The 23,119-nt window shown below is 66.1% G+C and carries 17 protein-coding genes, 5 tRNA genes and 1 rRNA gene; 1 reads left to right on the top strand and 22 read right to left on the bottom strand.

Annotated features, from left to right (window positions below; all coding sequences use genetic code 11):
• Positions 1 to 5: 5 nt before the first annotated feature.
• From fusA to MLG_RS02260, 16 genes are all read right to left on the bottom strand, one after another.
• Complete coding sequence (gene fusA / locus MLG_RS02335) at positions 6 to 2,105, bottom strand: elongation factor G (protein ID WP_011628205.1); 2,100 nt, start codon at positions 2,103 to 2,105, stop codon at positions 6 to 8.
• Between the two features lie 24 nt (positions 2,106 to 2,129).
• Entirely contained in the window at positions 2,130 to 2,600 is a 471-nt protein-coding gene (rpsG, locus tag MLG_RS02330; RefSeq protein ID WP_011628204.1) for a 30S ribosomal protein S7, read from the bottom strand.
• A 49-nt stretch (positions 2,601 to 2,649) separates the two neighbouring features.
• The gene (gene rpsL, locus MLG_RS02325) at positions 2,650 to 3,024 is read right to left on the bottom strand and encodes a 30S ribosomal protein S12 (protein ID WP_011628203.1); all 375 of its coding nucleotides are present in this window, start codon (positions 3,022 to 3,024) and stop codon (positions 2,650 to 2,652) included.
• A gap of 135 nt (positions 3,025 to 3,159) precedes the next feature.
• Entirely contained in the window at positions 3,160 to 7,440 is a 4,281-nt protein-coding gene (gene rpoC / locus MLG_RS02320) for a DNA-directed RNA polymerase subunit beta' (RefSeq protein WP_011628202.1), read from the bottom strand.
• Positions 7,441 to 7,493: 53 nt separating this feature from the next.
• Positions 7,494 to 11,561 (bottom strand): DNA-directed RNA polymerase subunit beta, encoded by a 4,068-nt coding sequence (gene rpoB / locus MLG_RS02315; protein WP_011628201.1) that lies wholly within the window; start codon positions 11,559 to 11,561, stop codon positions 7,494 to 7,496.
• Positions 11,562 to 11,797: 236 nt separating this feature from the next.
• Complete coding sequence (gene rplL, locus MLG_RS02310) at positions 11,798 to 12,175, bottom strand: 50S ribosomal protein L7/L12 (protein ID WP_011628200.1); 378 nt, start codon at positions 12,173 to 12,175, stop codon at positions 11,798 to 11,800.
• Between the two features lie 81 nt (positions 12,176 to 12,256).
• Complete coding sequence (gene rplJ, locus MLG_RS02305) at positions 12,257 to 12,784, bottom strand: 50S ribosomal protein L10 (RefSeq protein ID WP_011628199.1); 528 nt, start codon at positions 12,782 to 12,784, stop codon at positions 12,257 to 12,259.
• Positions 12,785 to 13,067: 283 nt separating this feature from the next.
• Complete coding sequence (gene rplA, locus MLG_RS02300; protein WP_011628198.1) at positions 13,068 to 13,763, bottom strand: 50S ribosomal protein L1; 696 nt, start codon at positions 13,761 to 13,763, stop codon at positions 13,068 to 13,070.
• 1 nt (position 13,764) lies between these two features.
• Positions 13,765 to 14,196 (bottom strand): 50S ribosomal protein L11, encoded by a 432-nt coding sequence (rplK, locus tag MLG_RS02295; protein ID WP_011628197.1) that lies wholly within the window; start codon positions 14,194 to 14,196, stop codon positions 13,765 to 13,767.
• Between the two features lie 80 nt (positions 14,197 to 14,276).
• Positions 14,277 to 14,810 carry a transcription termination/antitermination protein NusG gene (gene nusG, locus MLG_RS02290; RefSeq protein ID WP_011628196.1) on the bottom strand — a complete coding sequence of 178 codons (534 nt, stop codon included), beginning with the start codon at positions 14,808 to 14,810 and terminating at the stop codon, positions 14,277 to 14,279.
• A 3-nt stretch (positions 14,811 to 14,813) separates the two neighbouring features.
• Positions 14,814 to 15,191 (bottom strand): preprotein translocase subunit SecE, encoded by a 378-nt coding sequence (gene secE / locus MLG_RS02285; protein ID WP_011628195.1) that lies wholly within the window; start codon positions 15,189 to 15,191, stop codon positions 14,814 to 14,816.
• A 68-nt stretch (positions 15,192 to 15,259) separates the two neighbouring features.
• Positions 15,260 to 15,335 (bottom strand) — tRNA-Trp (locus tag MLG_RS02280).
• Positions 15,336 to 15,380: 45 nt separating this feature from the next.
• Entirely contained in the window at positions 15,381 to 16,571 is a 1,191-nt protein-coding gene (tuf, locus tag MLG_RS02275) for an elongation factor Tu (RefSeq protein WP_011628194.1), read from the bottom strand.
• A gap of 84 nt (positions 16,572 to 16,655) precedes the next feature.
• Positions 16,656 to 16,731: transfer RNA gene (locus tag MLG_RS02270), tRNA-Thr, on the bottom strand.
• A 21-nt stretch (positions 16,732 to 16,752) separates the two neighbouring features.
• Positions 16,753 to 16,826 (bottom strand) — tRNA-Gly (locus MLG_RS02265).
• A gap of 39 nt (positions 16,827 to 16,865) precedes the next feature.
• A tRNA-Tyr gene (locus MLG_RS02260) sits at positions 16,866 to 16,950 on the bottom strand.
• Between the two features lie 236 nt (positions 16,951 to 17,186).
• On the opposite strand from MLG_RS02260, the gene MLG_RS02255 reads away from it, so the two are divergent.
• On the top strand, positions 17,187 to 18,971 hold the full coding sequence (locus MLG_RS02255; protein WP_011628193.1) for a PHA/PHB synthase family protein: 1,785 nt from the start codon (positions 17,187 to 17,189) through the stop codon (positions 18,969 to 18,971).
• A gap of 46 nt (positions 18,972 to 19,017) precedes the next feature.
• Here MLG_RS02255 and MLG_RS02250 read toward each other — a convergent pair.
• The 6 genes from MLG_RS02250 to rrf form a co-directional block, all read right to left on the bottom strand.
• A tRNA-Thr gene (locus tag MLG_RS02250) sits at positions 19,018 to 19,093 on the bottom strand.
• 17 nt (positions 19,094 to 19,110) lie between these two features.
• Positions 19,111 to 19,737 (bottom strand): hypothetical protein, encoded by a 627-nt coding sequence (locus MLG_RS15345; RefSeq protein WP_011628192.1) that lies wholly within the window; start codon positions 19,735 to 19,737, stop codon positions 19,111 to 19,113.
• Positions 19,734 to 20,483, bottom strand: coding sequence for a pantothenate kinase (locus MLG_RS14635; protein ID WP_049753505.1), 750 nt, complete (start codon positions 20,481 to 20,483; stop codon positions 19,734 to 19,736). The genes MLG_RS15345 and MLG_RS14635 overlap by 4 nt, the downstream gene beginning before the upstream one ends.
• Positions 20,461 to 21,471, bottom strand: a complete 1,011-nt coding sequence (locus MLG_RS02235; protein ID WP_011628190.1) for a biotin--[acetyl-CoA-carboxylase] ligase — start codon at positions 21,469 to 21,471, stop codon at positions 20,461 to 20,463. The genes MLG_RS14635 and MLG_RS02235 overlap by 23 nt, the downstream gene beginning before the upstream one ends.
• Positions 21,468 to 22,769 (bottom strand): M18 family aminopeptidase, encoded by a 1,302-nt coding sequence (locus MLG_RS02230; protein ID WP_011628189.1) that lies wholly within the window; start codon positions 22,767 to 22,769, stop codon positions 21,468 to 21,470. Before MLG_RS02230 ends, MLG_RS02235 begins: the two co-directional genes overlap by 4 nt.
• A gap of 147 nt (positions 22,770 to 22,916) precedes the next feature.
• Positions 22,917 to 23,033: ribosomal RNA gene (rrf, locus tag MLG_RS02225) — 5S ribosomal RNA — on the bottom strand.
• Positions 23,034 to 23,119: the final 86 nt, after the last annotated feature.

The following is a 23,119-nucleotide window of genomic DNA, read 5'->3' as shown; positions in this document are numbered from 1 at the left end:
CAGCCTCAGGAGGCCTTCTTGATGATCTCGTCGGCGATGCTCGCCGGGGCCTCCTGGTACTCGTCGAAGAACATGACGTAGGAGGCGCGGCCCTGGGTGGCCGAACGGAGGTCGGTGGCGTAACCGAACATCTCCTTCAGCGGGACCTGGGCCCGGATGATCTTGCCGGAAGGGCCGTCCTCCATGCCCTGAACGGTGCCACGGCGTCGGTTGAGATCGCCCATGACATCGCCCATGTACTCCTCCGGCGTGACCACCTCGACCCGCATGATGGGCTCCAGGAGCACCGGGTCGGCCTTCATGAACCCTTCCTTCATCGCCATGGAGCCGGCGATCTTGAAGGCGGCCTCGGAGGAGTCGACGTCGTGATAAGAGCCGTCGTACAGCTCGACCTTCACGTCGATCGCAGGGAAGCCGGCAAGGATACCATTTTCCAGCGCCTCGTAGGCACCTTTATCCACCGAGGGAATGTATTCCTTCGGAACCACACCACCGACGATGGAGTTGACGAACTCGTAACCGGCGTTGCGCTCCTGCGGTGAGATCCGCAGGTGGACGTGGCCGTACTGGCCGCGACCGCCCGACTGGCGCACGAACTTGCCTTCCTGCTCCACCGTCTTGCGAATGGTCTCCCGGTAGGCCACCTGCGGCGCGCCTACATTGGCCTCGACCTTGAACTCCCGCTTCAGGCGGTCGACGATGATGTCCAGGTGCAGCTCGCCCATGCCGGAGATAATGGTCTGGCCGGACTCCTCGTCGGTGCGGACCTGGAAGGAGGGGTCCTCCTGGGCCAGCTTGCCCAGGGCCATGCCCATCTTTTCCTGGTCGCCCTTGGTCTTCGGCTCCACCGCGACCGAGATCACCGGATCGGGGAACTCCATCCGCTCCAGGGTGATCTTGTTATTGATGTCGCAAAGGGTGTCACCGGTGGTGACGTCCTTCAGGCCGACGGCGGCGGCGATATCGCCGGCACGCACCTCTTTGATCTCCTCACGGGAGTTGGCGTGCATCTGCACGATACGGCCCAGACGCTCCTTCTTGCCCTTCACCGGGTTGAAGACGGTGTCGCCGGTCTGCACCACGCCGGAGTAGACCCGGAAGAAGGTTAGCGTGCCCACATAGGGGTCGGTGGCGATCTTAAAGGCCAGTGCCGCGAAGGGCTGATCGTCGCCCGGCTTCCGGGTGGCGACGGTGCCATCGGCATCGTCCAGCTCGCCCTCGATGGCGGGGACATCCACCGGCGACGGGAGGTATTCGATCACGCCATCGAGCAGCGCCTGCACGCCTTTGTTCTTGAAGGCGCTGCCGCAGAAGGCCGGGACGATCTCGTTGGCCAGGGTTCGCGCCCGCAGGCCCCGGTTGATCTCCTCGACGGTCAACTCACCCCCTTCGAGGTACTTGTCCATGAGCTCTTCGTCGGCCTCGGCGGCGGCCTCCACCAGGAACTCACGGGCCTCGGCAGCCTCATCGGCCAGCTCGGCCGGGACATCGGTCTGCTCGTAGGTGACCCCCATGTCCTCTTCGTTCCAGTAGATCGCCTTCATCCGGACCAGGTCGACAACGCCCTTGAACTCGTCCTCGGCCCCGATGGGAAGCTGCAGTGGCACCGGGGTGGCCTTCAGCCGGGTGCGGATCTGCTCGACCACGCGCCCGAAATTGGCGCCGGCGCGGTCCATCTTGTTGACGAAGGCCATACGCGGCACTTCGTACTTGGTCGCCTGGCGCCAAACGGTCTCGGACTGCGGCTCGACACCACCCACCGCGCAGAACACGGCAATGGCCCCGTCCAGCACACGCAGGGAGCGCTCCACCTCAATGGTGAAGTCCACGTGACCGGGGGTGTCGATGATGTTGATGCGATGCTGGGGGTATTGCTGGTCCATACCCTGCCAGAACGCGGTCGTCGCAGCGGAGGTGATGGTGATCCCACGCTCCTGCTCCTGCGACATCCAGTCCATCACCGCGGCCCCTTCGTGGGTCTCCCCAATCTTGTGGGAGATACCGGTGTAGAACAGGATGCGCTCGGTCGCGGTCGTCTTGCCGGCATCGATGTGGGCCATGATGCCGATGTTGCGATACCGTTCGATGGGTGTCTTGCGTGCCACAGCTAATACCCCGATTGGCGTTGCTTACCAGCGATAATGGGAGAAGGCCTTGTTGGCCTCCGCCATGCGGTGCGTGTCCTCGCGCTTCTTGACGGCCGCGCCACGACTCTCGGAGGCATCCAGCATCTCGCCGGCCAGCCGCAGAGCCATGGTGGTCTCGCCGCGCTTGCGGGCCGCATCGAGCAACCAGCGCATGGCGAGCGTGGTCCGACGCTCGGGACGCACCTCAACCGGCACCTGATAGGTGGCACCGCCGACCCGACGGGATTTCACCTCGACCTTCGGCTGCACATTCTCCAGCGCGGTCTCAAGCACCTCCATCGGCGTCTCGTGACCCTTGCTCTCGATGCGCTCCAGCGCGCCGTACATGATCTTCTCGGCGACGGAGCGCTTGCCGTCGCGCATGACCATGTTGACGAACTTGGTCAACAACTCGCTTCCATACTTCGGATCCGCAAGAACCTTACGCTTGGGAACCTCTCTTCTTCTCGGCATGGTCTTTACCTAACCCTTGAGAAAACCGGACTGCCGACCGCGTGGCCGATCAGGACTTCGGCCGCTTGGCGCCGTACTTGGAACGGCCCTGGCGGCGCTTGTCGACCCCGGCGGTATCCGCCGCACCACGCACCACGTGGTAGCGCACACCCGGCAAGTCCTTGACACGACCACCCCGAATCAGAACAACGGAGTGTTCCTGGAGGTTGTGCCCCTCACCACCGATGTAGGAGCTCACCTCATAGTTATTGGTAAGCCGCACGCGCGCGACCTTACGCAGCGCCGAGTTCGGCTTCTTCGGCGTGGTCGTGTAGACCCGGGTGCAGACGCCGCGCTTCTGAGGCGATGCCTCCAGCGCTGGGACGTTGCTCTTGGCCACACGGCGCTTACGCCCTTTACGGACCAGCTGATTGATCGTCGCCATAGGAAACGCTCACTTCCTGATTAGAATAAACGACAGGCCGGGGGCGGCCCGGCCTGTCGAAGGACGGCAATTCTAGGCTGACACTTGGTGCGTGTCAACAGCTTGCGGGCCACCAGGCCCGCAAGCTGCAAGCCTTTACCCTTCCTCCGACGGGTCGGAGCCCCCAGCCCCGGTCTCAGAGGTGGCCGGTTGTTCGCCACCACCCAGACCGATGGCCGATTCCGCCGCCGCGATGGGGTCGGCCTGTGCCCGCCGACGCTCCTCGTGGTAGGCGAAGCCGGTCCCCGCCGGGATCAGGCGACCGACGATGACATTCTCCTTGAGCCCGCGCAGATCGTCCCGGGCCCCGCGGGTGGCGGCCTCGGTCAGCACCCGGGTCGTCTCCTGGAACGAGGCTGCGGAGATGAACGACTCGGTAGCCAGCGAGGCCTTGGTGATGCCCAGCAGCAACGGCTCGAAGGTGGCCGGCGTCTTGTCGGCCGCCTCCAGGGCATCATTGGCCTCAAGGACGCGGGCCCGGTCGACCTGCTCGCCGCGCAGGAAGTGGCTTTCGCCCGGGTCCTTGACGCCGACCTTGCGCAGCATCTGCCGGCAGATGACCTCGATGTGCTTGTCGTTGATCTTCACGCCCTGCAGACGGTAGACGTCCTGGATCTCCTTGACCACGTAAGCGGCCAGCGCAGTCACCCCCAGCAGGCGGAGGATGTCGTGCGGGTTCGGCTCGCCGTCGGCGATCACCTCACCCTTCTCCACGTGCTCACCCTCGAAGACCGTGACGGTCCGCCACTTGGGAATCAGCTCCTCGTAGGTCTCACCGTCCGCCTTGGTGATCACCAGGCGCTGCTTGCCCTTGGTGTCCTTGCCGAAGCCCACGGTACCGGAGACCTCGGCCAGGATGGCCGGCTCCTTCGGCTTGCGGGCCTCGAACAGGTCGGCCACGCGAGGCAGACCACCGGTGATATCGCGGGTCTTGGAGGACTCCTGCGGGATACGCGCCAGGGCGTCGCCCACCCGGACCTCGGCCCCATCCTCGAGACTGATGATCGCCTCGGCGGGCAGGAAGTAGTGGGCCGGGATGTCGGTGCCGGCGATGTTGAGGTCGTTGCCGTCCTCGTCCACCAGCTTGATCATGGGCCGCAAGTCCTTGTACGCGACCCGCTCCTCCACCTGCTTGCCGCTGGCGTCGGTCACCATACGCCGGTGCTCGCCGTTGCCACGGCTCTTGGGATCGGTGACCACCAGACTGGAGAGGCCGGTGACCTCGTCCACCTCGCGGGCCACGGTGACGCCCTCCACGAAGTCGTAGAAGCGCACCCGACCCTCCACCTCGGTGATGATCGGGTGGGTGTGGGGATCCCAGTTGGCCACGATCTGGCCGGACTCCACCGCATCGCCATCGGCCACCGAGAGCACGGCGCCGTAGGGGATCTTGTAGCGCTCACGCTCACGGCCGTGATCGTCCATGACGGTCACCTCGCCGGAACGGGAGACGGCCACGTAGTTGCCGGAGTGGTGCTTGACCACCTTAACGTTGTGCAGCCGCACCGAGCCCGAGTTGCGGACCTGCACGTTGTTGATCGACGCGGCCCGCGACGCGGCCCCACCGATGTGGAAGGTCCGCATGGTCAGCTGGGTGCCCGGCTCACCGATGGACTGGGCGGCGATCACACCCACCGCCTCACCGACGTTGACGCCGTGCCCGCGCGCCAGGTCGCGACCGTAGCACTGGGCGCAAACGCCGTGGCGAGTCTGGCAGGTGATCGGCGAGCGGACCCGGATCTCGTCCACACCCTGCTGCTCCAGGTGCTCGACCCACTCCTCATCGAGCAGGGTGCCGGCCGCCGCGACCACTTCGTCAGTGCCCGGCTTGTAGACATCCTCCGCCACCACGCGCCCGAGGACGCGATCGGCCAGGGTCTCCACCACATCACCACCCTCGATGATGGGCGTCATATGCAGGCCTTCGGTGGTGCCGCAATCCTCCTCGGTGACCACCAGGTCCTGGGAGACGTCCACCAGGCGTCGGGTCAGATACCCGGAGTTGGCCGTCTTCAGCGCCGTGTCGGCCAGGCCCTTACGGGCACCGTGGGTGGAGATGAAGTACTGGAGCACGTTCAGCCCCTCACGGAAGTTCGCCGTGATGGGGGTCTCGATGATGGAGCCGTCCGGCTTCGCCATCAGGCCGCGCATACCCGCCAGCTGCCGGATCTGCGCCGCCGAGCCACGCGCGCCGGAATCGGCCATCATAAAGATGGAGTTGAAGGACTTCTGCTCCTTCTGCTCGCCATCCACCTCGACGAGGTCCTTGCCCATCTTCTCCATCATGGCCTTGGCCACGGCCTCGTTGGTGTGGGACCAGATGTCCACCACCTTGTTGTAGCGCTCGCCGTTGGTGACCAGGCCCGAGGCGTACTGCTCCTCGATGTCCTTCACCTCTTCCTCGGCATCGGCCAGGATCTTCTCCTTCTCCGCCGGCACTTCCATGTCGTTGACACCGATGGAGACCCCGGCGCCGGTGGACATGGAGAAGCCCATATACATGAGCTGGTCGGCAAAGACCACCGTGCCCTTCAGGCCCACCCGGCGGTAGCAGGCATTGACCAGGCCGGAAATGGCCTTCTTGGTCATGTCCCGATCCACCAGCTCGAAGGGCAGCCCGTCGGGAACGATCTCGTAGAGCAGCGCCCGGCCGGCCACGGTCTCGACCCGGTGCACCCGCTCATTCATGCCGCCGTTCTCGTCGAACACGGCCTCGCGGATCCGCACCTGAACGCGGGCGCCCAGGTCCAGCACCCCGTTCTGGTGGGCCCGGTGCACCTCCTGCACGTCGGTGAAGACCATGCCCCGGCCCTTGGCGTCCAGCCGTTCACGGGTCATGTAATAGAGGCCCAGCACCACGTCCTGCGAGGGGACGATGATGGGCTCACCACTGGCCGGCGACAGGATGTTGTTGGTGGACATCATCAGGGCGCGGGCTTCCAGCTGCGCCTCCAGCGACAGTGGCACGTGCACGGCCATCTGGTCGCCGTCAAAGTCGGCGTTGAAGGCGGTGCAGACCAGCGGGTGGAGCTGGATGGCCTTGCCCTCGATGAGCACCGGCTCGAACGCCTGAATACCCAGGCGGTGCAACGTGGGCGCACGGTTGAGCATGACCGGGTGCTCGCGGATCACCTCCGAGAGGATGTCCCAGACCTCGCCGGTCTCGCGCTCGACCATCTTCTTGGCCGCCTTGATGGTGGTGGCCAGGCCGCGCAGTTGCAGCTTGGAGAAGATGAACGGCTTGAACAGCTCCAGCGCCATGCGCTTGGGCAGGCCGCACTGGTGCAGGCGCAGGGTCGGACCGACCACGATGACCGAACGGCCGGAGTAATCGACGCGCTTGCCCAGCAGGTTCTGCCGGAACCGGCCCTGCTTGCCCTTGATCATGTCGGCCAGGGACTTCAGCGGGCGCTTGTTGGTACCGGTAATGGCCCGGCCGCGCCGGCCGTTGTCCAGCAGTGCGTCCACGGACTCCTGCAGCATGCGCTTTTCGTTGCGCACGATGATGTCGGGGGCCGACAGCTCCAGCAGCCGCTTCAGCCGGTTGTTCCGGTTAATGACCCGGCGATACAGGTCGTTCAGATCGGAAGTGGCGAACCGGCCGCCGTCCAGCGGCACCAGCGGACGCAGGTCCGGTGGCAGCACCGGCAGCACGTCCATGATCATCCACTCCGGCTTGTTGCCGGACTCGAGGAAGGCCTCGATCAGTTTCAGCCGCTTGGACAGGCGCTTGATCTTGGACTCGGAGTTGGTGCCCTCGATCTCCTCGCGCAGGGTCCGGGCCTCGCCGGTCATGTCCAGGCTCTTGAGCAGGTCGAGGACCGCCTCGGCGCCCATCTTGGCCTCGAACTCATCGCCGTGCTGCTCGATGGCGTCCAGGTAGGCCTCGTCGGAGAGCAGTTGGCCGCGCTCCAACGGGGTCATACCCGGCTCGATGACCACGAACGCCTCGAAGTAAAGGATGCGCTCGATGTCCCGCAGGGTCATATCCAGCAGCAGCCCGATGCGCGAGGGCAGGCTCTTCAGGAACCAGATGTGGGCGACCGGGCTGGCCAGGTCAATATGACCCATGCGCTCCCGGCGCACCTTGGCGATGGTGACCTCCACCCCGCACTTCTCGCACACCACGCCCCGGTGCTTGAGCCGCTTGTACTTGCCGCAAAGGCACTCGTAGTCCTTCACCGGGCCGAAGATCTTGGCGCAGAACAGGCCGTCGCGCTCCGGCTTGAAGGTGCGGTAGTTGATGGTCTCGGGCTTTTTCACCTCGCCGTAGGACCAGGACCGGATCATCTCCGGCGACGCCAGTCCGATACGGATGGCGTCGAAGTCCTCGAGCTGTGCGCCCGGTTGCTTGAACAGATTCAGCAAGTCTTTCATATCCGCTGCCTGTACAGATCAGTGGTGTCAGTGAGTCCCCGTCAGACGGGCGCTCAGTCCTGTTCCAGCTCGATGTTGATGCCCAGCGAGCGGATCTCCTTGACCAGCACGTTGAAGGACTCGGGCATGCCGGCCTCCATGCGATGGTCGCCGTCCACGATGTTCTTGTACATCTTGGTTCGGCCTGCCACGTCGTCGGACTTCACCGTCAGCATCTCCTGCAGGGTGTAGGCCGCGCCGTAGGCCTCCAGTGCCCAGACCTCCATCTCGCCGAAGCGCTGACCGCCGAACTGCGCCTTACCGCCCAGCGGCTGCTGGGTGACCAGGGAGTACGGCCCGGTGGAGCGGGCGTGAACCTTATCATCCACCAGGTGGTTGAGCTTCAGCATGTACATGTAGCCGATGGTGACCGGGCGGTCGAACGCCTCGCCGGTACGACCGTCGTACAGGGTGGCCTGGCCGGACTCGGGCAGCCCCGCGAGCTCGAGCATGTTTTTGATCTCCGGCTCCTGGGCCCCGTCGAAGACCGGCGTCGCCATGGGCACACCCTCCCGCAGATTGAAGGCGAGGCCCTTGATCTCCTCGTCGTCGAGGCTGTCCAGGTCCACCTTCTGGCCGCTGGCGTTGTACACCTGGTCGAGGAACGCACGCAGCTCCTGCATCTTGGTGTGCTGCTCGAGCATCTCGCCGATGCGTTTGCCGAGCCCGCGCGCCGCCCAGCCCAGGTGGGTCTCCAGCACCTGCCCGACGTTCATGCGCGAGGGCACACCCAGCGGCGAGAGGACCACGTCCACCGGCTCGCCATCCTCGGTGAAGGGCATGTCCTCTTCCGGCACGATCATGGAGATGACGCCCTTGTTACCGTGGCGGCCAGCCATCTTGTCACCGGGCTGCAGGCGCCGGCGCACGGCCAGGTAGACCTTGACCATCTTGACCACGCCCGGGGCGAGGTCGTCACCGGCGGTGATCTTGCCCTTCTTCTCCTCGAAGTGGCGCTCCAGCGAGTCACGCTGCGCCTCCAGTTGGGCCCGTACGGCCTCCAACTGGCGGTTGGCCTCCTCGTCACGCATGCGGATCTCGAACCAGCGCTTGCGGTCGAGGTTCGCCAGGTAGTCGGCGGTTACCTCGGCGCCCCGGGCCAACCCGGAGGGGCCGCCCTCAGCCACCTGGCCCACCAGCGCGCGCTCCAGGCGGGAGAAGGCATCGTCCTCGAAGATACGCTCCTGGTCGCGCAGGTCCTTGCGGATGGCCGCCAGCTCTGCCTGCTCGATGGCCAGCGCCCGGCTGTCCTTCTCCACCCCGTCCCGGGTGAAGACCTGGACGTCGATCACCTTGCCGTCCATGCCGGTGGGGACCCGCAGGGAGGTGTCCTTCACGTCCGAGGCCTTCTCGCCGAAGATCGCGCGCAGCAGCTTCTCCTCGGGCGTCAGCTGGGTCTCGCCCTTGGGCGTGACCTTGCCCACCAGGATGTCGCCGGCCTTCACCTCGGCCCCGATGTGCACGATGCCGGCCTCGTCCAGCCGGTTCAGCGCCGACTCGGAGACGTTGGGGATGTCGGCGGTGATCTCCTCGGTACCGAGCTTGGTGTCGCGCGCGACACAGGTGAGCTCCTCGATGTGGATGGTGGTGTAGCGGTCCTCCTTCACCACCCGCTCGGAGATCAGGATCGAATCCTCGAAGTTGTAACCGTTCCACGGCATGAAGGCCACCAGCATGTTCTGGCCCAGCGCCAGCTCGCCCATGTCGGTGGACGGGCCGTCGGCGAGCGCATCGCCCCGGGCCACCACGTCGCCCGGGCGCACCAGCGGCTTCTGGTTCATGCAGGTGTTCTGGTTGGAGCGCAGGTATTTGACCAGGTTGTAGATGTCCACCCCCGGCTCGCCCGCCTCGGTCTCGTCGTCGTTGACCCGGACCACGATACGACCGGCGTCCACCTGCTCGACCACGCCGCCCCGCTCCGCGGTGACGATGACGCCGGAGTCGCGCGCCACGGCCCGCTCCATACCGGTGCCCACCAGCGGCTTGTCGGCGCGCAGGGTCGGCACCGCCTGGCGCTGCATGTTGGAGCCCATCAACGCACGGTTGGCGTCGTCGTGCTCCAGGAAGGGCACCAGCGAGGCGGCCACCGAGACGATCTGCTTCGGCGAGACGTCCATGTACTGGACCTTGTCCGGGGTCGCCATGCCGAACTCATTGCCGTGGCGGATGGAGATCAGCTCGTCCATCAGCCGGCCGTCCTCACCCACGCGGGCGTTGGCCTGGGCGATGACGTAGCGCGCCTCCTCGATGGCGGAGAGGTAATCCACCTTGTCGGTGACCACGCCATTCTCCACCCGGCGGTACGGCGTCTCCAGGAAGCCATAGCGGTTGGTCCGGGCGTAAGTCGCCAGCGAGTTGATCAGCCCGATGTTGGGGCCTTCCGGGGTTTCGATGGGGCAGACCCGGCCGTAGTGGGTGGGGTGCACGTCGCGCACCTCGAACCCGGCCCGCTCCCGGGTCAGACCGCCCGGGCCCAGCGCCGAGACCCGGCGCTTGTGGGTCACCTCGGAGAGCGGGTTGTTCTGGTCCATGAACTGCGAGAGCTGGGAGGAGCCGAAGAACTCCTTGATCGCCGCCGCCACCGGCTTGGCGTTGATCAACTCCTGCGGCATCAACCCCTCGCTCTCGGCCAGCGACAGCCGCTCGCGCACGGCGCGCTCCACACGGACCAGGCCCACGCGGAAGACGTTCTCCGCCATCTCGCCGACACAGCGCACGCGGCGGTTGCCCAGGTGGTCGATGTCGTCCACCTGGCCGTCGCCGTTGCGGATGTTGATCAGTTCCCGCAGCACCGCGAGGATGTCGTCATTGTCCAGCACCCCGGGGCCGGTGACCTCGTCCCGCCCGACGCGCAGGTTGAACTTCATGCGCCCGACCGGCGACAGGTCGTAGCGGTCCGGGCTGAAGAACAGGTTCTGGAACAGGTTCTCGGCCGCCTCCTTGGTGGGCGGCTCACCCGGGCGCATCATGCGGTAGATCTCGACCAGCGCCTCCAGCTGGGTGCGCGTCGGATCGATGGCCAGGGTCTGGGACATGTAAGGCCCGCGGTCCAGGTCGTTGACAAACAGGGTATCGAGCTGTTTGACACCGGCATCCTGGATGGCCTGCACCAGCTCGGCAGTGAGCTCCGTGTTGGCTTCACAGATGATCTCGCCGGTCCCGGTGTCGACCACGTCGTGGGCGACGATCTTGCCCTCCAAGTACTCGGCCGGGACCTCCAGCGTGTCCACCCCGGCCTTGCCCAGTTCGCGGATGTGGCGCGCGGTCACTCGGCGCCCGGCCTCCACCAGCACCTGGCCGTTGGCCTTGATGTCGAAGGCCGCGGTCTCACCGCGCAGGCGCTCCGGCACCAGGTCGAGCACCACCGAGCCGTCGTCGCGGAAGTGGAAGGCGTTCTTGTCGAAGAACAGGTCCAGGATCTGCTGGGTGTCAAAGCCCAGCGCGCGCAGCAGGATGGTCGCCGGCAGCTTGCGGCGACGGTCGATGCGCACGTAGATGTTGTCCTTGGGATCGAACTCGAAGTCCAGCCAGGAACCGCGGTAGGGGATTACCCGGGCGGAAAACAGCAGCTTGCCCGACGAGTGGGTCTTGCCCTTGTCGTGGTCGAAGAACACACCCGGGGAGCGGTGAAGCTGGGAGACGATCACCCGCTCGGTGCCATTGATCACAAAGGTGCCGTTGCGGGTCATGAGCGGCAGTTCGCCCATGTACACTTCTTGTTCCTTGATGTCCTTTACGGACTGACCGTCCTTGTCGTAGATGACCAGGCGTACCAGCATACGCAGCGGCGCCGCGTAGGTCAGACCGCGCGACTGGCACTCCTTGACATCAAAGCCAGGGTCACCGATGCGATAGCTGACGTACTCCAGGGCAGCCGTCCCGGAGTGGCTGGTGATGGGGAACACGGAGCGGAAGGCACCGTGCAGCCCGACGTCCTCGCGGCTCTCCGCGGCCCTCTCCTCCTGAAGGAACTGACGATAGGAGTCGATTTGCGTCGCCAGCAGGTAAGGCACTTCGAGGATGTTCGGCAGCTTGCCGAAGTCCTTGCGGATGCGCTTCTTTTCGGTGAACGAGTAGGCCATCGAGGTTCCTCAGCATTTGGCTCTAGGGTTGACTGGCGACACCCGCCGTAGACCGTCGGCACGGGTGGTCTTGGACCACACAACCCTGATAACGTTTCAATGCCCTGACCGGCCGCAGGATTTGCGGCCCACTACACTGTTGACGGGGCAGGCACCCGAAAACAGGAAAAGGCCGGTGGCGGAATCCGCCACCAGCCATCCACGCCTGAGGCGTTGGACGTCGTCCAGGACAAGCGTTACTTGACCTCGACGCTGGCGCCCGCCTCTTCCAGCTTGGCCTTGATCTCCTCGGCCTCTTCCTTGGAGGCGCCTTCCTTGATCGGGGAGGGAGCACCCTCCACGACTTCCTTGGCCTCCTTCAGGCCCAGGCCGGTGATGCCGCGCACCGCCTTGATGACGGCAACCTTGTTGGAGCCGAAGCTCGACAGCACCACGTCGAACTCGGTCTGCTCCTCGGCGGCCTCGGCCTCGCCACCGGCGGCGGCCGGGGCAGCGGCCACGGCGGCAGCGGCGGTCACGCCAAACTTCTCTTCCATTTCCTCGATCAGTTCCACGACCTCCATCACGGTCATGTTGGAAATTGTCTCGAGGATCTCTTCTTTGGAAACGGCCATCGTGTTGTCTCCTGTGACGCGTTCTAGTCGACAGGACCCCGCAGGGCCCAAATTGCGTGATTAACAGAAAAAGACCTGGCTTCAGGCAGCCTGTTTGGCGTCCTTCACCGCCGCCACCGTCCGGACCAGCTTGCCCGGGACCTCGTTGAGGGTGGTGGCCAGCTTCTGGACCGGCGCCTTCATGGTGGCCAGCAGCATCGCCAATGCCTCCTCGCGAGTCGGCAGGCTGGCCAGCCGCTCCAGCTCGGAAGCCGGATACACCTGACCGCCCACCGCGACCAGGCGCGTCTGCAGCGCCTCGTGCTCCTTGGAATAGGCCTTGATGACGCGCGCGGCGGCACCCGGGTCCTCCAGGGAGAAGGCCAGCAGCAGCGGGCCGGTAAGCTCGGACTGCATGCACTCAAACTCGGTGCCCTCAACCGCCCGCTTGGCGAGACGGTTTTTGACCACCCGCAGGTAGACCCCGTTTTCACGGGCCTGCTGGCGCAGCGCGTCCATCTGGCCGGCCGTCAAACCACGGTACTCGGCCCCAACGGCCGAATGGGCCTCCTTGGCCACCGCAGCGACTTCCTGAACCATTGCCTTTTTCTGTTCCAGACTCAGTCCCATCTGAAAAAACCTCCTGGAACACTCGTTGTCAGAGCCGCCGCGGGTTGCGGCGGCCCACTTGGCCCTTGCCCGGGGGCAGGGCCTGCACCCGGCCGGAGCCGGCGTGCCAACGGTGGTCTCATGCAGGGATATCCTGTCTGAGCTGCACCGTCTGCGCAGGCGGTCGTACCTTTAAGCGCTTACGCGCACCGTGCGGTCTAAGACGGCTGCCGCGTCTGTTGTCGACAGCCTCCAGACATCGTGACCGCCCCACCCGAGGGGCGGCCGGGTAATACATTGCCGGTCAGGTCTCCAGCGAGGCCAGGTCCACCGCCAGGCCGGGGCCCATGGTGGTGGAGACGGCCACTTTCTTCAGGTAGACACCCTTGGAGTTGGCCGGCTTCAGCTTCTGCAGGTCGGTGATCAGCGCCTGCAGGTTCTGTTGCAGCGCCTCGACCTCGAAGTCCACCTTGCCGATAGCACAGTGGATGATGCCGCCCTTGTCGGTGCGGTAGCGCACCTGCCCGGCCTTGGCGTTCTTCACCGCGCCGGCCACATCGGGGGTAACCGTGCCCACCTTGGGGTTCGGCATCAGCCCGCGCGGGCCCAGGATCGGACCCAACCGGCCGACCACACCCATGGCGTCCGGCGCGGCCACGACCACGTCGAAGTCCAGGTTGCCGCCCTTGACCTGCTCGGCCAAATCGTCCATTCCGACGATGTCGGCGCCGGCCTCTTTCGCCGCCTCGGCGGCGTCGCCCTGGGCAAATACGGCCACGCGCACGGTCTTGCCGGTGCCGTTGGGCAGCACGGTGGAGCCGCGCACGATCTGATCGGACTTACGGGGGTCGACGCCCAGGTTGACCGCCACTTCCACCGACTCGGTGAACTTGGCGCCGGGGAGCTCCCGCAGCAGGCCCAGGGCCTCGGCCACCGGGTATTGCTGGGCGGGGTCGATCTTCTCTCGAATCGCCTTCTGGCGCTTGGTCAGACGTGCCATATCACAGACCCTCCACGTCCAGGCCCATGCTGCGGGCCGTGCCGGCGATGGAGCGCACAGCGGCGTCCAGGTCGGCGGCGTTCAGATCGGGCTCCTTGGTCTTCGCGATCTCTTCCAACTGCTCGCGGGTGACCGTGCCCACCTTTTTGGTGTTGGGCTCGCCACTGCCCTTCTGGATGCCGGCGGCCTTACGTAGCAGCACGGCGGCCGGCGGGGTCTTGGTGATAAAGGTGAAGCTACGATCGTTGTAGACCGTGATCACCACAGGCACGGGCAGACCGGCCTCCATCTCCTGGGTCTGGGCGTTGAACGCCTTGCAGAACTCCATGATGTTGACGCCGTGCTGACCCAGCGCGGGGCCCACAGGCGGGCTGGGGTTGGCCTTGCCAGCGCCCACCTGCAGCTTGATGTAGGCAGAAACTTTCTTCGCCATGGATAGACTCCTTGCGGGGTGCTAACGCCTCTCGGCTCCCCCTGTGACGATGGATATCGGCTCGCGATCGGGGCTCGCGATCAGCCCTTTTCCACTTGGTCGAACTCGAGTTCGACCGGGGTGGAACGCCCAAAGATCAGAACCGCGACGCGCAGGCGGCTCTTCTCATAGTTGACCTCTTCGACCACGCCGTTGAAGTCGGCAAACGGGCCGTCGGTGACGCGCACCATCTCGCCCACTTCGAACAGCACCTTCGGACGCGGCTTCTCGGCCCCCTCCTTGACGCGGTCGAGGATCTGCTCGGCCTCGCGATCGGAGATCGGCGCCGGGCGGTCACTGCGACCGCCGATAAAGCCCATCACACGGGGCACTTCCTTGACCAGGTGCCAAGTCTCGTCGTCCAACTCCATCTGCACCAGGACATAGCCCGGGAAGAACTTACGCTCACTGCGCCGCTTCTGGCCCTCGCGCATCTCCACCACTTCCTCGGTGGGCACAAGGATCTCCCCGAACTTATCCTCCATGCCGGCCCGCTTGATGCGCTCTTCAAGCGAGCGCTTGACCTGCTTCTCGAAACCGGAATAGGCGTGGATAACGTACCAGCGCTTCGCCATCGATTAGACTCCCAGGCCGATGATGCGCCCGATGCCCCAACCCGCCAGCAGATCCACCAGCCAGAGGAACAGGGCCACGAGCACCACCATGACAAAGACGATAAGGGTGGTCTGCAGGGTTTCCTGGCGATTCGGCCAGACCACCTTGCGCAGCTCCTGGCGCGAGGCGCGGGCAAACTGCCACACCGCCTGCCCGGCAGCGGTGGTCATCATCACACCGCCAGCGGCCGCCACCACGGCCAGCAGCCCCAGCACGCGGAACAGCAGGGGCTCGTCGCCATAATAATGGAAGCCGGCAATGGCCCCGAGGACCAGGGCGATTGCGACGACGATCTTGGCCTTATCTAGACCGGAACTCTGGCTCTCTACGCTGGATTTCATTCGGGGACCGGTTGGACGAACACGTGAAAGCCCAGCGCACCCTCAGGCGCGCTGGGTATTCGGGCAGATGGCAGGCCAGGAGGGACTCGAACCCCCAACCTGCGGTTTTGGAGACCGCTGCTCTGCCAATTGAGCTACTGGCCTGTAACAAAGGCCGGGGCCTCCGCGGACACCCCGGCGGATACTGCTTTACTCGATGATCTTGGAGACGACGCCGGCACCCACGGTGCGGCCGCCCTCGCGGACCGCGAAACGCAGCCCATCTTCCATGGCGATGGGCGCAATCAGCGACACCGTCATCTTGACGTTGTCACCCGGCATCACCATCTCCACACCCTCGGGCAGCTCGCAGGAACCGGTCACGTCCGTGGTACGGAAGTAAAACTGCGGACGGTAACCGTTAAAGAACGGGGTGTGTCGACCCCCCTCGTCCTTGCTCAGCACGTACACCTCACACTCAAACTTCGTGTGCGGCGTGATGCTGCCCGGCTTGCACAGCACCTGACCACGCTCCACCTCATCCCGCTTGGTGCCACGCAGCAGCGCACCGATGTTATCACCGGCCTCACCCTGGTCCAGCATCTTGCGGAACATCTCAACACCCGTGCAGGTCGTCTTCTGGGTCTCCTTCAGACCCACAATCTCAACCTCCTCACCGGTCTTGATCACACCACGCTCCACACGACCCGTCACCACCGTGCCCCGACCCGAAATCGAGAACACGTCCTCAATCGGCATCAGGAACGGCTGATCCACCGGACGCTCCGGCGTCGGGATGTACTCATCCATCGCCTCCGCCAGCTTGATGATCGACGGCTTGCCAATCTCCGAGTCATCACCCTCCAGCGCCTTCAGCGCCGAACCCGTGATCACCGGCGTGTCATCACCCGGGAAATCGTAATCACTCAGAAGCTCCCGGACCTCCATCTCCACCAGCTCCAGAAGCTCCTCGTCGTCCACCATGTCCGCCTTGTTCAGGTAAACCACGATGTACGGCACACCCACCTGACGCGCCAGCAAAATGTGCTCCCGCGTCTGCGGCATCGGACCGTCCGCAGCAGACACCACCAAAATGGCACCGTCCATCTGCGCCGCACCCGTGATCATGTTCTTCACATAATCCGCGTGACCCGGGCAGTCCACGTGCGCATAGTGACGCTCACTCGTCTCATACTCCACGTGCGCCGTCGCAATCGTGATACCACGCGCCTTCTCCTCCGGCGCGTTGTCAATCTGATCAAAGGCCCGGGCGTCACCCCCAAACGCTTCCGCCAGCACCACCGTCATCGCCGCCGTCAGCGTCGTCTTACCATGGTCAACGTGACCAATGGTCCCTACGTTTACGTGTGGCTTCTTACGCTCAAACTTGCTCTTGGACATCGAGCGATCTCCCCGTCTATCCTTTTCAGAGTGACTTCGGGCCTTGGGACACGGGCATGACGCATCGCCCGCGGAACGAAACAATGGAGCCCATGACCGGATTTGAACCGGTGACCTCACCCTTACCAAGGGTGTGCTCTACCAACTGAGCTACATGGGCCCGAACTCGGCTGCGCATGACTGGAGCGGGTGATGGGAATCGAACCCACGTCATCAGCTTGGAAGGCTGAGGTTCTACCATTGAACTACACCCGCAGATGACCTGGTAACGCCCCGTGCCAAGCGCAAATTGTTTGGTGGAGGGGGGAGGATTCGAACCTCCGAAGGCTGTGCCAGCAGATTTACAGTCTGCCCCCTTTGGCCGCTCGGGAACCCCTCCGAAAATCTGTAAGAGGCGGTATTCTCCAGATCGGACGATGCCTTGTCAACCACCCGGAGCGCTCCGGGCGCGGTTTGGCGCGGCGCGCGACCGGAGGCGCTGAGCCGTCGGCCGCTGACAAGCTGGCACCGCCACGAGCAAGCGCTCACCCTAGTGGGCACCAGGGCGCGGGTCAAGAGGGGCCGGCCAATGGCAAGCCCCGGCGAAGACCACATCGAGGACGACGAGGAGAACGCATGAAACGGCAAACGGAGACCGGCGACAACGAAGACCCAGGGGCCCGCCTCGCGCTGCAATGGCAGCGCATCACCCTGGCCGCCAACCGATTGGGCGCCGGGATTCTGCGCCGGCAGATCAAAGGCGACCACTTTCTCTTCCCGGACCCCCAACAGATCGCCCAGGCATACTGGCGGTGGGGCCTGGCGCTGGTACAGGACCCCGCCCGGCTGCTCGCCACCCAGCAACGCTGGACCGAGGAGGCGCTCGAGGCCTGGCAACAGCTCATGACCCCGCCCGGGGAGGCGGAGGCGCCGAAAACCGCCGACCGGCGGTTTCAACACCCGGAGTGGCGCAATAACGCCGCGCTGGATTTTATGCACCGGGGCTACCTGGTAGCGGCAAAGCAACTGTTGAACGCCGTCGACGAAGTGGAAGGGCTGGACCCGCACACCCGGCAGATGGTGCGCTTTTATACCCGCCAGTACGCCGACGCCCTGTCGCCCAGTAACTTCGCCGCGACCAATCCGGCCGTGGTGGAGCGGGCCCTGGAAACCGGCGGCGAAAGCCTGCTCCGTGGGCTGGCCAATCTGCTCGAGGACCTGGCGGAGGGCGACGGCCAGCTGCGTCTGCGCCATGTGGACCCGGAGGCCTTTGAGATTGGCCGTGACCTGGCCACGACGCCGGGCCGCGTGGTCCACGAGAACCGATTGATGCAGCTGATCCAGTACAGCCCGACCACCGAGACGGTACACCAGCGCCCGCTACTGATCGTGCCGCCCTGGATCAACAAGTTCTATATCCTCGACCTGAACGAGAAGAAATCCTTCATCCGTTGGGCGGTGGCGCAGGGGCATACGGTGTTCATCATCTCCTGGATCAATCCGGGGCCCGAGCTGGCCGACATCCGCTTCGACGACTACCTGACCGAAGGGCCGCTTGCCGCCATGGATGTCATCCGCGAGCTGACCGGCGAGGAGCAGCTCAACACCCTCGGCTACTGTATCGGGGGCACCCTCCTGGCCTGCACGCTGGCTTGGCTGGCGGCCGCCGGGGAACAGGATCGGGTCAGCAGCGCCACCTTCTTCACCACCCTGCTCGACTTCTCCGACGTGGGCGAGCTGTCGGTCTTCATCGACGAGGAGCAGATCCAGCTGCTGGAGGCGCAGATGGCGCGCAAGGGCCATCTGCAGGGGGCTCACCTGGGGCAGGCCTTCAATCTGCTGCAGGCCAACGACCTGATCTGGAGCTATGTCATCAACAACTACCTGATGGGGCGCGACCCCCTGCCCTTCGACCTGCTCTACTGGAATGGCGACAACACCTGCATGCCGGCACGCATGCAGTCCTGGTACCTGCGTCACCTCTACTTGGAGAATCGCCTGCGCGAGCCGGACGCGCTTAGCTTGGCGGGCCAGCCGCTGGACTTGGGCCGGATCAAGGTGCCGGCCTACTTCCTGTCCACGGCCGGCGACCACATCGCCCCCTGGCGGGGCACCTACCACGGGGCTCGACTCCTTGGGGGGCGGGTCCGCTTTGTGCTGGGGGGCTCGGGGCATGTGGCCGGGGTGATCAACCCGGAGCACTCCGGGAAGTACGGTTACCGTCATTACGGCCGCCTGCCGGCGGACCCGGAACGGTGGCTGCAGTCGGCCCGGGAATATGCGGGCTCCTGGTGGCCGGACTGGCGGCACTGGGTGGCCGGTCATGCCGGGGAACAGGTGCCGGCACGCACCCCGCCGGAGGGCATCGAGCCCGCCCCCGGCCGCTATGTCCGGGTCCGGGCGCCGAAGGGGGCGAGCTGAGCCCGCGTAACCGGAAAGCTAGCGCGCCCTGCGCAGGAGAGGGGAATGGAGCTGGCGACAGGAGTCGAACCTGCGACCGGCTGATTACAAATCAGCTGCTCTACCGACTGAGCTACGCCAGCATCACGCGCTATGGTAGTCACTCCGCCCCGGCAGGGCAATCCACGGCGCTCCGGGGCCACGGCAGCAGGGCGACCTCCGCCGCGGTGGCGTAGACCCGGACCAGACCGGCGGAGGGCGGACGGCGGGGCACCACCTCGGTGGCCACGCCCCGGGCGGCCAGTTGCCGTTGGCTCCGGCGCAACGGCGCCTCCTCGCCGGCGCGTGCCAGACGCACGCCGCCGCCCGCTGCGGTCACCACCAAGGACCATTCGGAGGGGTCTCCGAGCCCGTCGACGCCGCTGCCCATGCGGGCACGGCGCCGCTGCGCCTCCTGCACCGTGTCGACCGGCAGGCGCAACTCATACCAGACCGGACCGGACCCGGGCCGCGCGCCCCCCACCGCCCGCAGCCCCAGCTCCCGGAGCCGGTCCGCCATCGCCTCGGCGGCCCCGGGGCTGGGCATGGGCAGGCGATAGTGGCAGGTGGCCGCTGCCGGCGGTTCGCTGAATAACGCCAATGGCGGAGCCTCGTCCGTGACACCGTCGGATTGCGAAAGGCTGGGGCCGGGGTCGCCCGCCGTCGGGCGCCCGTCGAAAAGAATGGCCCCCGCGAGGCCCAGGTTGGCCACCATCAACACCGCCACGAGGCCCGTGCGAAGGGTCATCCCGACTCCCGGGCGAGTTGCGCCAGGCCCTCCAGGACCAGGTCCGGTGCCCAAACCGCACCCTGCGGCAGGAGCGGTTGCAAACGCCCGGCGTCCCCGCCCGTGAGCCAGCGCCGGGGCCGCACCGCCTCGGCCGGCAGCATCTCGGAGGCCAGATGCCGGAGGGCGCCAGCCAGGCCGTGCACCACGCCGCCGCGGATGGCATCCGGCGTCGACCGGGCCGGCAGCGGGACCGCCTCGCCGGCCAGACTCGGCAGCCCGGCGGTGCCGCTGCCGAGGGCGTCGGCCAGCAGCCGCAATCCGGGAAATATGGCACCGCCCCGGTAATCCCCCCTGGGCCCCACCACATCCACGGTCGCGGCGGTCCCCACGTCGATGACCAGATGCCAGGCCTCCGGGGCGCGCAGATGGGCTGCCACCACCGCGGCCCAGCGATCGACTCCCAACTGGCGGTAGTCGCGGTAGCCATTCTGTACCCCGCAGGCCGCAGCAGTGGTGGTGATCCGAGTGAGCGGACACCCCCAGCGGCGGCGACTGATGGCCTCCAGCGCCTCTACGGTGGCCGTCTGATGGACGCTCCCGACCACCACCCGCTCCGGCCTGGCCATCGCGGCCAGCGCCATGTCCAGTTCACCCGGCCAGTCGCCGCTCCAGCTCACCGCGCCAGTAGCGTGGACGCGATGGCCGTCCCAGAGACCGAACTTCAACCGGCTGTTGCCCGCGTCAAGAATCAGCCAGTGCGGCACCGATATGCACCTCCCCCGCATGCAAGACACGCTGCCCGCCCGAGGCCAGCGTCAGGACCAAGGCCCCGTCCTCGCTGATCCCCGCGCCCCAGCCCCGTAAGGTCGCCCCCGCCTGGACCACGGACAGCGGCCGGTCGCGCAGGGCATCCCAGCGTGCCCAGCCCTCACGGTAGTCGTCGAGCCCGGTGACCCCGAACCGCTGGCAGCCCCGGATCACCGCGCTGAGCAGGAGCGCGGCCAATCGATTGCGCGCGACGCCCTCCAGGCCCGCCTCGGCCAGGCTGGCCACCGGCCGGTCCGCCTCAGCGCCGCCGGCACCGCGACCGTGGTTGACCCCGACCCCCACCACCACCCGGCACGGGCCCAGCACCTGGCCCTCGAGCTCAATCAGGATCCCGGCGAGCTTCCGCCCCTCCTTACACAGCAGGTCGTTGGGCCACTTCAACTGCAGGCCCCGGGCGCCGAGCCCACTCAGCGTCTCGGCCAATTCGACACCGACCGCGAGGCTCAGCCCGGGCACCGGTGCGGGCAGGGCCTGGTAATGCCAGGCCAGCGAGAACTGAACCTGCTCGCCAAAGGCCGACCACCAGCGCCGCCCCTGGCGGCCCCGGCCGGCGGTCTGGACCTCGGCAAATGCGGCGCGCGGCGTGCCTGCCTGGGACCCCAGCACACACAGGTTGGTGGACGGGGTCGACAGCCAGACGTCCACCGAGGGCAGCGGCGCCACACCCGCGCGCCGCAGCTCGGCGACAATCCGCTGCCGATCCAGCACCTCGACCGGCCCGGGCAACCGGTAGCCCTTCCCAGCGACCGCCTCGACAGGCACTCCGAGGCCCCGGAGTGTCGCCACCGCCTTCCAGACCGCTGCCCGGGAGATGCCCAGCTCGCGGCCCAGCGCCTCACCGGACCAGCAGTCGCCGGCCGACAGCCGTTCCAGGACCGCCTGCGCGGAGCCCCTCGCGGCGAGCCTGCCCTCGCTCCCGCTCATGGCAACTGTGGCACGGCCAGGAAGGCCGACAGGGCGCCCGTCATCCAGGCGTGGTCCTTCGCCCCCGCGCTCTCGCGCGCACTGTGCATGGACCAGATGGCGTTGCCCACATCAATCACCGGTAGCCCGAGCCGAGCCGCGGTGACCGGACCGATCGTACTCCCGCACGGCAGATCGGTCCGGTGCACATAGGTCTGCCAGGGCACCCCCGCCCCGCGGCAAAGCTCGGCGAACCAGGCCCCGCCGGTGGACTCACTGGTGTAGCGCTGGTTGGCGTTCACCTTGATCACCGGTCCGTGGTTGACGTGCGCCTTGTGCTCGTCCTCGTAGAAATGGGGAAAGTTCGGGTGCCAGGCATGGGCCATATCCACGCTGACCAGCCGACTGCGCGCCTTGGCCTGGTGCAATTCTTCACCGGCACCGCCCAGGCGCTCCAACACATTGGGCAGCAACGTGCCGGCCGCTCCCCGATAGGTGGTGCTGCCGATCTCCTCGTGGTCAAAGAGCGCACACACCGCCGTCGCCGTCGGCTGCTCGACGGCCAACAGGGCCTTGATCGCGGCATGGCAGGAGGCGAGATTATCGATTCGGGGGGCGGCCAGGAACTCCCGGTCCGCGCCGAAGAAGGCCCCCGGCTGGGTATCGCTCACCGCCAGATCCCAGCCCAGCAGGTCGTCCAGCTCGACGCCAGCGCGCGTGGCCAGCAGCTGCCGGAACGCCTCCGGTGAGGGCTCATCGTCGTCCGGCAGGCTGAAGATCAGCGGCAGCTCCTTCTGACGGTCGAATTTCAGGCCCTGCTCGTTCACCTCCCGATTCAGGTGGATCGCTGGCGTGGGCAGACGCGCCAGGGCCTCGGGAAAGTCCACAAGCACCGAGTCGATACCGACCTCGCCCCGCACCGCCACACGCCCGGCCAGGGTCAGGTCCCGGTCGGCGAAGGTCGCGAGGATCGGGCCGCCATACACCTCCACCCCAAGGCGCAGAAAGGGTCCGGCGCGGTGAGCGCCCCCCGGCTTGACCCGCAGCCCAGGGGAATCGGTATGCGCCGCCAACACCCGAAAGCCGGCCGCCTCCGGCGCCCGGCTGCCGACCCGGAAGGCCACCAGGCTCGCCTCCTCGCGGATCACATAGGCCGCATCCCCGGGATTCAGATGCCAGGGCTCATCCTCGCGCAGCTCGACAAAGCCCGCCGCCTGCAGCATTTCCGCCATATTGGCGACCGCATGCCATGGGCTCGGGCTGTCGTCGATGAAGTCCAGTAGTTCCTGCGCCTGCTGCATATCCTGTACTTCGCTCATTGCTTACCCCCGGTCTCCGGCAGGCCCCTAGATTACCACCGGTCGCCAACGCGCCAAGCGGTCCCCGGACGAAGAGCGGAAACGGTACGGAATCGTCGCATAAAAAAAGCCCCTGTCCGATGTATGGACAGGGGCTTTGGTGTAGGAGCCTGGCGATGACCTACTTTCGCACGACAGCGAGGCCGCACTATCATTGGCGCTGAGCAGTTTCACTACCGAGTTCGGGATGGGATCGGGTGGTTCCCGCTCGCTATGTTCGCCAGGCGAAGCGGTGCATGAGGCCTTCTTGGTGGGCCGCACGCGTATGTCTGGATTGGCCGTCAGGGCCGATTTGAGGCATGTCGGTCGTT

Source organism: Alkalilimnicola ehrlichii MLHE-1, assembly GCF_000014785.1.
Lineage (GTDB): Bacteria > Pseudomonadota > Gammaproteobacteria > Nitrococcales > Halorhodospiraceae > Alkalilimnicola > Alkalilimnicola ehrlichii.
This window is presented reverse-complemented; position numbering and strand designations above follow the sequence as displayed.

Coding starts and splice junctions, on each gene's coding strand:
- rpsG (WP_011628204.1), bottom strand. CDS start 2,600: ATGCCGAGAAGAAGAGAGGTTCCCAAGCGTAAGGTTCTTGCGGATCCG.
- rpsL (WP_011628203.1), bottom strand. CDS start 3,024: ATGGCGACGATCAATCAGCTGGTCCGTAAAGGGCGTAAGCGCCGTGTG.
- rpoC (WP_011628202.1), bottom strand. CDS start 7,440: ATGAAAGACTTGCTGAATCTGTTCAAGCAACCGGGCGCACAGCTCGAG.
- rpoB (WP_011628201.1), bottom strand. CDS start 11,561: ATGGCCTACTCGTTCACCGAAAAGAAGCGCATCCGCAAGGACTTCGGC.
- rplL (WP_011628200.1), bottom strand. CDS start 12,175: ATGGCCGTTTCCAAAGAAGAGATCCTCGAGACAATTTCCAACATGACC.
- rplJ (WP_011628199.1), bottom strand. CDS start 12,784: ATGGGACTGAGTCTGGAACAGAAAAAGGCAATGGTTCAGGAAGTCGCT.
- rplA (WP_011628198.1), bottom strand. CDS start 13,763: ATGGCACGTCTGACCAAGCGCCAGAAGGCGATTCGAGAGAAGATCGAC.
- rplK (WP_011628197.1), bottom strand. CDS start 14,196: ATGGCGAAGAAAGTTTCTGCCTACATCAAGCTGCAGGTGGGCGCTGGC.
- nusG (WP_011628196.1), bottom strand. CDS start 14,810: ATGGCGAAGCGCTGGTACGTTATCCACGCCTATTCCGGTTTCGAGAAG.
- secE (WP_011628195.1), bottom strand. CDS start 15,191: ATGAAATCCAGCGTAGAGAGCCAGAGTTCCGGTCTAGATAAGGCCAAG.
- tuf (WP_011628194.1), bottom strand. CDS start 16,571: ATGTCCAAGAGCAAGTTTGAGCGTAAGAAGCCACACGTAAACGTAGGG.
- MLG_RS02255 (WP_011628193.1), top strand. CDS start 17,187: ATGAAACGGCAAACGGAGACCGGCGACAACGAAGACCCAGGGGCCCGC.
- MLG_RS15345 (WP_011628192.1), bottom strand. CDS start 19,737: ATGACCCTTCGCACGGGCCTCGTGGCGGTGTTGATGGTGGCCAACCTG.
- MLG_RS02235 (WP_011628190.1), bottom strand. CDS start 21,471: ATGAGCGGGAGCGAGGGCAGGCTCGCCGCGAGGGGCTCCGCGCAGGCG.
- MLG_RS02230 (WP_011628189.1), bottom strand. CDS start 22,769: ATGAGCGAAGTACAGGATATGCAGCAGGCGCAGGAACTACTGGACTTC.